Origin of the sequence: Cytobacillus sp. IB215316 (assembly GCF_033963865.1) — a bacterium.
In the GTDB taxonomy this organism is placed as follows: Bacteria; Bacillota; Bacilli; order Bacillales; family SM2101; genus Nanhaiella; species Nanhaiella sioensis.
This window is the reverse complement of the sequence record NZ_JAXBMC010000002.1, coordinates 201808-214426: the sequence shown is the minus strand read 5'-3', so window position 1 is coordinate 214426 and position 12619 is coordinate 201808. Positions and strand designations below refer to the sequence as shown.

Annotated in this window: 11 protein-coding genes; 10 read left to right on the top strand and 1 reads right to left on the bottom strand. The window is 34.9% G+C overall.

All coding sequences use genetic code 11. The features are described 5' to 3' along the window. The first annotated feature begins 261 nt into the window (after positions 1-261). Together SLH48_RS05375 and SLH48_RS05370 are read left to right on the top strand one after the other, a co-directional pair. Positions 262-1599 (top strand): lipase, encoded by a 1338-nt coding sequence (locus SLH48_RS05375; protein WP_320257294.1) that lies wholly within the window; start codon positions 262-264, stop codon positions 1597-1599. A 280-nt stretch (positions 1600-1879) separates the two neighbouring features. Continuing rightward, positions 1880-2458, top strand: coding sequence for a DUF6944 family repetitive protein (locus SLH48_RS05370; protein WP_320257293.1), 579 nt, complete (start codon positions 1880-1882; stop codon positions 2456-2458). Between the two features lie 351 nt (positions 2459-2809). On the opposite strand, the gene SLH48_RS05365 is transcribed toward SLH48_RS05370, so the two are convergent. Continuing rightward, positions 2810-3205 carry an RDD family protein gene (locus SLH48_RS05365; protein ID WP_320257292.1) on the bottom strand — a complete coding sequence of 132 codons (396 nt, stop codon included), beginning with the start codon at positions 3203-3205 and terminating at the stop codon, positions 2810-2812. Between the two features lie 513 nt (positions 3206-3718). On the opposite strand from SLH48_RS05365, the gene SLH48_RS05360 reads away from it, so the two are divergent. The 8 genes from SLH48_RS05360 to SLH48_RS05325 all read left to right on the top strand — a co-directional run bounded on the left by SLH48_RS05360 (position 3719) and on the right by SLH48_RS05325 (position 11961). Then, entirely contained in the window at positions 3719-4177 is a 459-nt protein-coding gene (locus tag SLH48_RS05360; protein WP_320257291.1) for an SRPBCC family protein, read from the top strand. 574 nt (positions 4178-4751) lie between these two features. Continuing rightward, positions 4752-6362, top strand: a complete 1611-nt coding sequence (locus SLH48_RS05355; RefSeq protein WP_320257290.1) for a long-chain fatty acid--CoA ligase — start codon at positions 4752-4754, stop codon at positions 6360-6362. A 457-nt stretch (positions 6363-6819) separates the two neighbouring features. Further along, positions 6820-7386 carry a TetR/AcrR family transcriptional regulator gene (locus tag SLH48_RS05350; protein WP_214482334.1) on the top strand — a complete coding sequence of 189 codons (567 nt, stop codon included), beginning with the start codon at positions 6820-6822 and terminating at the stop codon, positions 7384-7386. 76 nt (positions 7387-7462) lie between these two features. Next, a complete protein-coding gene (locus tag SLH48_RS05345; RefSeq protein ID WP_320257289.1) occupies positions 7463-8347 on the top strand; it encodes a 3-hydroxyacyl-CoA dehydrogenase family protein in 885 nt (294 codons plus the stop codon). After that, on the top strand, positions 8347-9126 hold the full coding sequence (locus tag SLH48_RS05340) for an enoyl-CoA hydratase (RefSeq protein WP_214482336.1): 780 nt from the start codon (positions 8347-8349) through the stop codon (positions 9124-9126). The genes SLH48_RS05345 and SLH48_RS05340 overlap by 1 nt, the downstream gene beginning before the upstream one ends. A 243-nt stretch (positions 9127-9369) precedes the next feature. After that, a complete protein-coding gene (locus SLH48_RS05335) occupies positions 9370-10149 on the top strand; it encodes an SDR family oxidoreductase (protein WP_320257288.1) in 780 nt (259 codons plus the stop codon). A 34-nt stretch (positions 10150-10183) separates the two neighbouring features. After that, positions 10184-10963, top strand: coding sequence for an enoyl-CoA hydratase/isomerase family protein (locus tag SLH48_RS05330; RefSeq protein WP_214482338.1), 780 nt, complete (start codon positions 10184-10186; stop codon positions 10961-10963). A 17-nt stretch (positions 10964-10980) separates the two neighbouring features. Then, positions 10981-11961 carry an NADPH:quinone oxidoreductase family protein gene (locus tag SLH48_RS05325; RefSeq protein ID WP_320257287.1) on the top strand — a complete coding sequence of 327 codons (981 nt, stop codon included), beginning with the start codon at positions 10981-10983 and terminating at the stop codon, positions 11959-11961. Positions 11962-12619 lie beyond the last annotated feature (658 nt).

Below are 12619 nucleotides of genomic sequence, written 5' to 3'. Positions count from 1 at the left end.
TCGAAAATAATGTTTGACTTGTTACATCAATATCTACAATTCTAGTATAAATTGGACAAACATAACATTATATACATAATTTAAACAGTTAAAATATAACATTAATGTAAAAATATAAAATATTGATAGTTGTATAGGACTACAAGTATTAAAAGAAAAACTAGAACTATCGATTCTATAAAGGAAATATTTAATATAAATATTGACTATAAATTTCAAAGATGTTAAATTTTAAAAAAATTCAAACAATAGAGGTGTGCGATGAAAATATTTAGAATGATTGTTTTATTTGTTATTAGTGTCGTTCTTTTTGTAAGCCCTTACAATGTTGGCGCTGAGCAGATTTCCTCATTCAAGAATAGTAATTTTACAACTCTTAGTGATCAATTAACTGACCCACAACCATTTCCTCAGAATCTATTACCAAGTGAGAAAAGCTTAGCTAGGATTAATCATTACCCAATTGTACTAGTTCATGGATTAGTAGGGTGGGGACGTGATGAGTTATTAGGTTTTCGATATTGGGGTGGATTAACGGATATTGAAAAAGATTTAAATTCCTATGGTTATGAGACATACAGTGCAGCAGTTGGACCATTTTCAAGCAACTGGGATAGAGCCTGTGAGTTGTTTGCCCAAATCAAAGGAGGAACAGTTGATTACGGTGAGGCACATTCACTTGAGCACGGTCATGATCGTTACGGTAGAACATATAGTGGTTTTTATCCTGAATGGGGAGAGGTGAATTCCACTACTGGAGAGGTTAATAAAATACATTTAGTTGGTCATAGTTTAGGCGGTCAAACGATTCGTTTATTAACACAGCTGCTGGAACATGGGGACGAAAATGAATTAGCTGTATCAGATTCAAACGACATATCATCTCTTTTTAAGAAAGACACCTCTTCAATGGTTAGTAGTGTGTTTACTATATCTTCACCGCATGATGGATCTACAGCTACAAGATTAGTAGACAGTTTTTTTCCAATGACAAAGGAGATAATAGCTTTAGCAGCAAGTTTAACAGGAAAAACTGACAATATTCTATATGACTTTAAGCTAGATCAATGGGGACTAAAAAGAAGAGAAGGGGAAACATTTGAAAGCTATGCTAATCGTGTATACAACAGTTCTATTTGGAACGATACGAAAGATACTGCAGAATGGGATGCCAGCCCAGAAGGTGCACGTGAAATAAATAGCTGGGTATCAGCACAACCTAGTACATATTATTTTTCAGTTTCCACGGAACAAACTTACCCATCTATATGGTCAGGCAATCATAAACCTGAATTATTTATGAACCCAATATTATACGTTCTTAGTGATTTTCTTGGAAAATATACAGAAAACGGTAGTATTACTATTAATAGTGACTGGTGGAAAAATGATGGTGTAGTCAATACAAATTCAATGGATGGACCAACATTAGGATCAACAGACGAGATAGTATTTTACGAAGGGTTACCTGAAAAAGGGGTATGGAATTATTTGGGTGAATTCAATTCGACAGATCATATTGATATTGTTGGCATTGGCTTATATGACGTACGTAGTTGGTATCGTTCTGTTGCTGATTTGTTAGGCTCCTTACAATAATAAGAATGCCCGATCCCCTAGCCGTGAGCAATTAGACTTTTATTAATTAACCAGGGATGTCCTGATTGTTGATCATCGTATAAAATAAGGCTTAAGGTTCCTTTGGGTCTGTGAAACGATGGACCATCTAGCTATTAATTATGTTGAATTTGTAACAAAATAAATAATAGGAAACGTATTGAAAAAATTATACGATCGGTGTAGGCCTTGCTCCATAACAATTTATATCACTTGAATACAATGAATGTATCAATGTTTTTAGAACGGTGGTGCAAGGCGGGTGGTGACTGAGGGGAAAGAATTAGAAGTTCTTGGTGCATGGATTCAAGTTGTTGGGAGTGTCATAGCTGCAATTGGGCAATCTCGACGGGTTGAGGAACAAGCCGTAAATGACCAACTTATTGTGCTAGGAAATTCTTTAAAAGCTGTAGGGAACTCTTTTAGAGCTATAGGAAGAGAAAAACAACAACTTGCTGAAAATTATAAAGGTAATGATTTGATTATTTTTGGGAATTGGTTACTAGCAGGAGGGTCTGCTGCAAGTGCTGTAGGTGCTGCAATGATGGAGGCACAAAATGAAGATGAAGGTTTGCAAATTGGAGTGATTGGTAATAGTGTACAATCACTTGGGGCTTCATTCGGCGCAGTGGGTGCTGTTTTTAGGTCATCAGATCTGTTGGCTCTAGGAAACAGCATTCAATCTTTCGGTGCGGCTCTGTTAGCAATTGGTATTCTTTACATAATAAATGGCAAAGAGAAAATGGGAAGAATTTTGTCAAGTTTAGGTAGTTGGCTTCAAGCTATTGGAGCATCTATTACAGCGATTGCACTTACTAAAACGTTAAACAATAATCGTTAATTTCTTTATATAGCTAGCTTATTTTTAACAGTGCGATTGAGGTTGTTTAAAATAAGGATAATTTTCATAAAAGCTTCTTTGACTATTTTCGTATTCTTGGTTGCTTTATTCTCATAAATTTAAATATCTGGTGAATATTGAAATGATTGACCGAATTTTAGTTCTGTACGTGTTTTCCCTTACTTTAAAAAATAACAATTAGTGCTAAAGCAGTAAACAGTATAACTAAAATCTGGGTTTTCAAAAATTGCAATAATAGTCTTTAGTAGTCAAGTTCCTCAATAGAGCCATGCAGTAAATGTAGTCTATTCTTTTGATCCACGATATCCAAACACATACGTGACTTATAAGCTAATTATCATAAGTCACGTATGTGTTTGCAACAAAATCATGTATTGAGCGATTATCTTCACGTAACAGAACCATAAATATACTGACAATAATGCCTATACCAAGTGTTAAACCATATACGATACCTGCAACTATGACACGCAAAACCATAGTCCCGAGGTGAACATTCGTGCCATCTATTTTAACAATTCGAATACCTACTATTTTTTTTCCGACTGTGTATCCCTTCCAAAAAACAGGAAGTAAGGTTCCGTAGATTACTTCAAATTCGTTTAGTAGGAAACTTTGTTCATTGAAAATGTAATAAGCGATAAAAGTAATGGGTAAACCAATAAGTAACCAATCAAAGAATAATGCGGCAAGACGTACTCTAAAGCCTGCTGAGTTTTCGGACATTTAACTTCACCCCAATATAATTACAGTCACAGCATCTTTATAGCATATTACAGTTATAACAGCTTTGTGTATAAGGATAGGAAATTTAATATTCGAATGTTAACATACTGCTATTACCTTCTTTATCTAATAATCATCGTCTCTCCACGCCTATGCCATAAGGCAAATATATATTTAGGGAGAATCTCAAAAATACACTTATAGTTTAAGACACTACTTATAATTGAAGCCTATTTTCGTAAATATTATTGCTATAATCACGAATTTTGTACTATAAGAAGTGGCTTTAAATGCTAGTTATCATGTTACAGGAGAAGAGATGATCCGAACGGTCGTTTTGTACGTGTTTATTTGCTAATTCAGACTTATTTGTATGTTACATAGTTTAATATAAGATTGTATAAATATTCAGTGAAAATACTTGCGTATCTATGATTTACATAATATGATAGAATTATCAAACATACCAACCGGTTAGTTCAAATATACATAAGACAAAAATGAGGGGGCGTTATGTTGATATTCCTAGCAGAAAAACAAGCAGAAATTAACAGACCAATAGAAGATGTATATAATTATGTAATTAATATGGAAAATTTCGGCAAGTGGTTTCCTAATGTAATAGAAATGACCTCTGATAATACGCTAGCTCACGGCGAAATAGGTAAAAAATATACTGAACAAACGAAACTACCCTTCAATATAAAAAAATCAATACCAATCACTGTAATTGAATCAACACATAATTCAAAGTTCGTAACTGATGGTGATTTTCCACCTTTGATGGAAAGAATGACAGTTACTTTTTCGGCTAAAACAATAGATAGTACCCTTGTTACTTGGAAAATGGAGAGTAGAAACCATTCGAGGTTAGCCAATGTTTTCTTTATGCCAATAGCAAAAATAATAATTAAAAATCGAGCAGAAAAGGGTATGTTGAAGCTTAAACAAGAGCTTGAAAAGCCATCTTAATTTTCAATTTGGAATCCTTTAAGTAAACTTGAATTCGTTAAAGGACATTCTTCTCTGTATAACTGAAAGAATCTAAACATATGTGAAGTGTCTAAAACTTTCATACAATCCATCAACTAGACTTCCTCAACTTTGCTGTTACTTAACTAATTAGTACAGTGAGTTGTTAGTTTTTTATACAAATTACCAATTATTTTATACGAGAAGGCTGGTTGATTACATGTCTATGGCATGGGTGAAAATATGATAATTATTAATAACATAGTCATTATAGAATATTTTTTTAAGTCTTGTATGAGTATTACATGACAAATGACTAGACATTTATCAATCGTTATCGAATTGGAGGTGATAGTATTAAAATTGTGAATCTATCATGAATATTGAAAGCTACGCATAAATTGTAAAAACATAAATTCAACAAAACAACATATTATCTTTCGTTTATGGATGAAATGCTGCAAATACCCTATCAAAATTATTTTTCATAAAAGTAAGTTGTTAGATACGTGAGAATAAATTGTCTTACATCTGAGGGTTAACTTAGAAAAAATAATAACTTGGGGGTTGTTTCGTGAATGATAAGCATGTTTGGTTAAACCATTATCCAGATGATATCTCAACAGATGTTGAAATTCCTAACACAACATTACCACAAATCTTACAAAATACTTCAGAGGAATACCCACAAAACGATGCTATTTTATTCTACCAACAAAAGATGTCATATAAAGAATTAAATATGTCTGTTCAAGCTTTTGCATCATCAATACAACAGTCAGGAATTAATAAAGGTGATCGCGTTGCAATTATGCTACCTAATTGTCCTCAATATGTCATTTCATTTTATGGGGTGTTGGCTGCAGGAGCAATCGTAACACAAATTAATCCAATGCTGGTAGAGCGAGAATTACAATATATTTTAGCAGATTCTGGGGCGCAAACTGTTGTTGTCCTAGATATGTTATACCCTCGAGTGAAGGCGATTCAACAAAATACAGGATTAAAAAATATTATAGTTGTTAGTCTACAACCAAACGATCAAACATATAAACCAGACATATCCTTCTATGAGTTTATGAAAGTTGGAAACGGAATTGTAAGTCCAGTTGACACAGATCCTGAACATGATATAGCTGTCCTACAGTATACAGGTGGAACGACTGGTAGACCAAAAGGAGCTATGCTAACACACCGTAATTTAATAGCAAATAATGTGCAAGCACAAGAGTTTTTCAAAAATGATGTAGAAAAGGGTAAAGAGCGTTGTTTAATAGTTCTACCATTTTTTCATGTTTTTGGTATGTCGGCATGTATGAATTTTTCAATATTTAATGCTGCTTCAATGGTCCTTCTACCGAGATTTGATGTTGAGGAAGTATTGCATACGATAAAAGCTGAAAAACCAACGATTTTCCCAGGAGTTCCGACAATGTTTATTGCTATTTTAAATCATCCTAATGCCACTGATTACGGAATTGATTGTATTAAGGTTTGTAATAGTGGAGGAGCACCAATGCCAGTGGAAGTACTAAAAGCATTTGAAGAAAAAACTGGCTCTAAAATAGTTGAAGGCTTCGGCATGTCTGAATCAGGTCCAGTTACACATTCTAATCCATTATTCGCTGAGCGAAAAACAGGAAGTGTTGGGATTCCATACCCTTCAACTGATTTTAAAATCGTTGACATTGCAGATGGCAAGCTAGAGGTACCAGTAGGGGAAGTTGGTGAACTGATCGTTTCAGGACCTCAGATCATGAAAGGATATTGGAACATGACTGATGAAACGATGCACACTCTCCGTGATGGTTGGTTATATACAGGGGACATTGCTCGAATGGATGAGGATGGATACTTGTATATCGTTGATCGAAAAAAAGACATGATTATTGCAAGCGGTTTCAATATTTATCCGCGTGATATAGAGGAAGTTCTCTATGAACACCCTTCTATACAAGAAGCTGTAGTGGTTGGAGTACAGGATGCATATAGGGGTGAAACAGTAAAAGCATTTATCGTTCTTAAGCAAGGGGAACAAACGAATGAACAAGATATTATTAACTATTGCAAAGACCATATGGCTTCATACAAAGTACCAACAATTATAGAGTTCAAGGCTGAATTACCGAAAACGACGGTTGGAAAAATATTAAGACGTGCTTTACGGGAGAATAATCTTACGTAAAATCTTTTTGAAAGATGATTCAAGACGAACAGGGAGCATATTGATTAAGATACATATTGTCTAACGATATGTTTCCGTTCTTTTTTTATCATAGAAACACCGATAAAAGAGTTTTTTGTATATACGGTTTTTCCGATATTATAACAACAGAATTCTAAAATGCCATTGGGGTTAGTCGTGTACACACTAAATAAATGAAATGCTCTTTCGTAAAGTTGTTTTTTTATAATTATGGTTTGTGTGATGAGTTTTATAGGAACTTAATAATTAATAAGTATAAAGATGTTAAGAACACTGTTGTATACATGCTTATAACTTAATTATAAAAGCAATAAACATTGCGAAAGTAGCCTAATGAAACAATATCAAGCAAATCTAGATTTAACTAATATAGAAATTAGAGGTGATATTTTGTGTTATAATTCCATTAAAAAATATAGAATGTGAGGATATAACTTTGAAACAACGTATTAAAGAGCAGAGCATCCTTTTGTTTGAGAAAAAAGGATTTACTGAGACTTCTATACAAGATATTGTTGATGCTTTAGGAGTAACAAAAGGAACGTTCTATTATTATTTTTCAAGTAAGGAACAACTATTAATGGATATTCATCTACATTACATCGACGATCTGCTACAACATCAACTTGAAATTTTAGTAGATAATAAAAAAAGCTGTAAGGAAAAGCTGAAGGATGTTGTATTATTGCTTATTACGGATATAAAAGAACAAGGGCCAAGTGCACGAGTGTTCTTACGAGAGCTAAGAAATTTAACTAATGAACATCTTCAAAAAATTCTAACGAAACGTGACAAATTCAGACTGAATATCGAGCAACTACTAGCTGATGGTGTCGCGAAGGAAGAGTTTCGTAAGGACCTTGAAATAGACATCATTACTTTTGGTATATTAGGTGTAACAAACTGGACGTATCAATGGTTTGATCCAGCAGGGACAAAATCTGATCATGATGTTGCAGAAATATATATTGATATGATTTTACGAGGAATACAAAAAGAATAAGTTAAGTCTACTCTAGTTTTGCTAGGGTTTGAATAAGATCTACATACTAACTAGTCAGTATAAAGGAGGATATATTATGAATATTAAAGATATTAAGAATATTTGTGTAGTCGGCTCTGGACAAATGGGACATCAAATAGGAATGCTATGCGCATTAGGTGGATTTTCAACAATAATTCAAGATGTGAGTTCACAATCATTAACAAAAGCTAAGACAAGTCTTGAGTCGATTATGGAAACATGGGTAATGAAAGGTAAAATAGCTGAGGATCAAAAAGAAGCAGCCCTTAAAAGGTTGTCATTTACTGAAAGTTTAGAAGAGGCAAGTTCGAAAGCTGACTTTGTTATTGAAGCAATTGTAGAAAAACTTGAAATAAAGCGCGAGGTATTTAAAAAGTTAGATGATTATGCGCCAGCACATGCTGTTTTAGCAACGAACAGTTCGACGATCGTCAACTCACTTATCGCAGATGCAACAAAACGTCCTGAGAAGGTTTGTAATATGCATTTCTTTTTCCCGCCTCTTGTGATGGATTGTGTTGAAGTAGTAATGAGTGAGCAAACTTCAGAAGAAACTGCACAAATTACTTTAGATGTTTGCGAAAAAATTAACCGTAAAGGAATTCTACTACGTAAAGAAATTTCAGGGTTTGTTGCAAATAGAATTCTCATTGCTCTTCAAAAAGAAGCGATGTATTTATATGAAGAAGGAATCGCTGATTATAAAGACATCGACTTGATTGTAAAGCAAGCGTTGAAACATCCGATTGGACCGTTTGAATTAATGGATTTATCGGGATTAGATGTAGGTTATTATGTTATGCAGCAGCGCTTCGCTGAAACTGGAAATCCAAAAGATAAACCACCAGCTTTTATTGAAGAAAGGGTAAAGGCAGGTTTGTTAGGAAGAAAAACGGGAAAAGGCTTTTATGATTATTCAAGCAAAAAGGTGAAGCAATAATGGAGCCTAATGTGGAATACGAAAAAGTAAATGGTGCAGCGATAGTAACCATTAATAACCCACCGTTAAACGTTATGAGTAGCTCAGTAAGTAAAGAATTATTAGAAACATTTTTATTGCTTGAAGATGATACTGAAGTGGTTGCTGTTATTTTGACTGGTGCTGGTTCAAAAGCATTTATGGCTGGCGCAGATATCCGTGAGTTTCCTAGTTTAATAGGGAAAACTGGATTAAAAAGCAAATTTTTAGAAAGCCATCACGTGCTGAACTATATCGATACATTTAGCAAGCCTACGATTGCTGTTCTTAATGGGATAACATTTGGTGGAGGTTGTGAGTTAGCATTAGCATGTGATATTAGAATTGCTGAAAATCACGTGCAAATAGGATTGCCAGAAATAAAGCTAGGTCTTTTTCCAGGTGGAGGAGGTACTCAACGACTCCCTAGATTGATAGGGGAAGCTAGAGCAAAGGAAATGATCTTCACTGGGGAACCTATTTATGCGGAAGAAGCTTGGCGTATTGGCCTTGTAAATAAAGTAGTGGCAAGTGGGAAGGGCTTATTAGCTGCGCAGGAGATGGCAATGACCATTTGTCAATATTCACTTGCTGCAATATCACGCAGTAAACAAGCCATACAAGAAGGTGGCCAATTAACGGTTGAAGCCGGTCTTAAAAGGGAAGCAGAATTATTTGAAGAAGTGTTTCAAACTGCGGATATAAAAGAAGGTGTAAAAGCATTCTTAGAAAAACGCAAACCAATATTTACACATAAATAACTGATAGGTATTGTTACAAACATGAACTTAAAATATTTTGATTATTTAAAACTTTAAGTAAAATAAATGCTGTTTTCGCTTGGATTTTCGTATTGAGAAGTAAACACGTACTTAACTAGAATTATGGCATCTATTTTTCCGTACAGCGACTAACAATATAATACCGCTTTTTATAGTATTAATCAGATTACAACAGCAACAATCTATTCGAAAACAGCCAAAATAAAAAAGGAGTGAGCATGTATGAGATTTTCTGACACAGTCGTAGTGATCACCGGTGGAGGTAGTGGAATAGGTGAGGCAGCAGCTCATAGAATAGCAAAAGAGGGCGCTGATGTTCTAATAGTAGGAAGGACTCAATCTAAATTAGAAACAGTATCAAAACAAATTAATGAAGAGGTCAATAGAAATGCTGTTCAATATTTCGTGGCAGATGTAACAAATGAAGAACGTATCACAGAGTTAGCTGTTTTTGTACAAAAAAACTATGGTCACTTAGATATTTTAATAAATAACGCAGGAGCATCCCCCGTTTCTAGATTATTTAATACATCAACAGAAGACTGGGATTTTGTTCAAGAAACAAATTTAAAAAGTGTGTTTCTCGTTTCTAAATATTTAGGACAACTGATGGCGGAAAGTAGTGAAAAGGATGAAGGAAAGCGCAAAGACAGAACAATTGTCAATGTCGCTTCATTATCAGGCCATAAAGCTGCGCCAACTTTACCTCATTACAGTGCTGCAAAAGCAGCGGTGGTAAATTTATCTAAAACACTTGCTCATGAACTTGCACAATTTGGAATCCGTGTGAACTCTGTATCACCTGGCTTTATTAACACACCCATGACTGAAATAAGTCTTGAAAGTGAACGGTTTATGAAAACGATTGAGAGAAGCACAGCTATGGGTAGGGTAGGCGAAGCAGAAGAAATAGCCAATGTAATAGCTTTCATGGCATCATCTGAAGCTTCATATATGACCGGATCAGATATCGTTGTAGATGGTGGCTGGCTTATATCATAAGCTGCGAAACTAGTAATAAGGGAGGTTGATAGAAATGCAAAATGAGCACCTAATTGTTAATATCGAAGGTCCTATTATGGTTCTAACGTTGAATCGGCCAGAAAGCCTTAATCCGTTTAGTTCACATATGATACTAGGTTTATCAGAGGCAATGGAAATAGCTAGAGACAATGATGATATTCGAGCTGTGGTCATTAGAGGGGCAGGTAGAGCATTTAGTGCAGGTGGAGATGTAAAATCCATGGGCGTAGCTTCGTCACAACAAATTTACGATCATATTGGTAAGCTAAATGAATGTATAAAGCTTATGAAAGATTTACCTAAACCAATTATTGCAGCTGTACATGGTTTTGCAGCGGGCGCAGGGTTTAATTTAGCATTGGCTTGTGATCTTATTATAGCAGCTGACAACAGTAAATTTGTCTTTAGTTTTTCACAAGTAGGACTAATTTCAGACGGAGGAGGGTCCTATTTCTTTCCAAGGTTAGTAGGGCCATATCGTGCTAAAGAATTATTCTTTAGTGGAGAAACAGTTTCCGCTGACCAAGCTAAAGAACTAGGTATATTAAATCGAGTTGTTCCACTTGAAAGCCTTGAATCTGAAACGACAAAGCTAGCGATGAAGCTTGCCCATGGTCCAAGTAAAGCTTATGGAATGATGAAGAAAATCATTGATCGATCTTACGAGTCATCATTAGATGATATTTTGGAGCAAGAACGAATTACACAAACGTTGATGATTCATACTGAAGACCACTTAGAAGGTGTTAGCGCATTTAAAGAAAAAAGAAAACCACAATTTAAAGGTAAATAGAAAAGGGGAATATGACTATGAAAGCAGTACAGATAGATAAATTTGGTGGACCAGAAGTTTTACAATATGTTGAATTGAATAAACCAATGCCTAAAGGCAATGAAGTATTAATTGAAGTAAAAGCCATCGGAGTAAATTATGCTGATACAGCGAGAAGAGAAGGACAGTATGTAGTTGAGACAACATTACCGTATGTTTTAGGAGGCGAGGTTGCTGGTATTGTAGTTGCAGTTGGAGAAGATGTTACTTCTGTTAGTATAGGTTCGAAAGTTGTGACTATCATGGAATCAGGTGGATATGCAGAGTTTGCGATGGTCGATGAAAGATCAGTCATACCGATACCTGATGGTGTTGATTATAACCATGCTGTTATTTTGCCGATACAAGGATTAAGTGCCTATCATATTTTAAAAACAATGGGGCGCCTTGAAGAAGGTGAAACAGTCCTTGTTCATGCGGCTGCTGGTGGAGTCGGTTTACTTGCCGTTCAGCTCGCTAAGTTATTTGGTGCAGGTAAAGTAATAGCAACAGCTAGTACTGATGAGAAGTTAGCACTCGCCCAAGAGATGGGAGCTGACGTAACTGTAAACTACACTGTAGACGGCTGGGATAAAGAAGTAAAGAAAGCGACAGAAGGTAAAGGTGTAGATGTAGCACTTGAAATGGCTGGTGGAGATATATTTAATAAAACAGTCCGTTGTTTAGCACCATTTGGTAGACTTGTCATATATGGTGTAGCTAGTGGAGAAATGAGCACAATGCAACCAGCAGAGTTAATGAGACGTAACCAATCGGTTATTGGTTTCTTTTTACCACAAATTATGCGTAAACCACAGCTCCTCCAATCTAGCTTATTAGAATTACTTCAATATGTACAGACAGGCCAATTAAAATTAACAGTTGGAGGCGTATACCCATTAGCAGAAGCAGCAAACGTTCATACACTATTACAAGCAAGAAAAACAACTGGAAAAATTGTTTTAGTGCCGGGGAACTGACCCACAATGCGTTAATGTGGGAAAGTAGTAGCTAAATTAAATAAAGACTATATTTGCATAGGTTAGTGTTTTTGTACTAATTAATAAACACGAAAACAACAGGATGTAGTGGCATCTTTTCTTCTGAAAAATGGTTAATGCTGAGTAAACGACAGTTTTATATTCTAGTTTTGGAACGATCGCAATAAAGTTTATGAATAGAGTCAAAATAAAAAACAGAGTGGCTCCGACCACTCTGTTAAACTTTATAAGAAGGAAGATTATTAGTGTAATAGCAATTCAGCTGTTTCTCGGTTACAGGATGCTTTCCTGTATTTGGGGTTGATTATATAATCCATATTTTGTTGTTAAGCTTATTATCATAACAGTAGCTTTTTATTACTGGATGTCAAAATAGTAAATTCCAACGATGATCTTTACAAAAAGCCAATTGTTCTCCTAAAAGGGTAAATCATACTATATAGTAAGATAGAATATTTTATGCTAATGGTTATAACTTGTGTAGGAAAATGACAAGAAAATAAAAAATGATTAAAATACCTAAGAAACTTATATCAGGCATGTGAAAACATGCATTTTTAGAATGATAAACTTAGCATAGTAAGTACTTGGATATAAAACCGCTTGGTTAGTTATAGTGAATTATCAATGTGTTGCT

Coding starts and splice junctions, on each gene's coding strand:
- SLH48_RS05340 (WP_214482336.1), top strand. CDS start 8,347: ATGGAGCCTAATGTGGAATACGAAAAAGTAAATGGTGCAGCGATAGTA.
- SLH48_RS05365 (WP_320257292.1), bottom strand. CDS start 3,205: ATGTCCGAAAACTCAGCAGGCTTTAGAGTACGTCTTGCCGCATTATTC.
- SLH48_RS05360 (WP_320257291.1), top strand. CDS start 3,719: ATGTTGATATTCCTAGCAGAAAAACAAGCAGAAATTAACAGACCAATA.
- SLH48_RS05375 (WP_320257294.1), top strand. CDS start 262: ATGAAAATATTTAGAATGATTGTTTTATTTGTTATTAGTGTCGTTCTT.
- SLH48_RS05330 (WP_214482338.1), top strand. CDS start 10,184: ATGCAAAATGAGCACCTAATTGTTAATATCGAAGGTCCTATTATGGTT.
- SLH48_RS05335 (WP_320257288.1), top strand. CDS start 9,370: ATGAGATTTTCTGACACAGTCGTAGTGATCACCGGTGGAGGTAGTGGA.
- SLH48_RS05325 (WP_320257287.1), top strand. CDS start 10,981: ATGAAAGCAGTACAGATAGATAAATTTGGTGGACCAGAAGTTTTACAA.
- SLH48_RS05345 (WP_320257289.1), top strand. CDS start 7,463: ATGAATATTAAAGATATTAAGAATATTTGTGTAGTCGGCTCTGGACAA.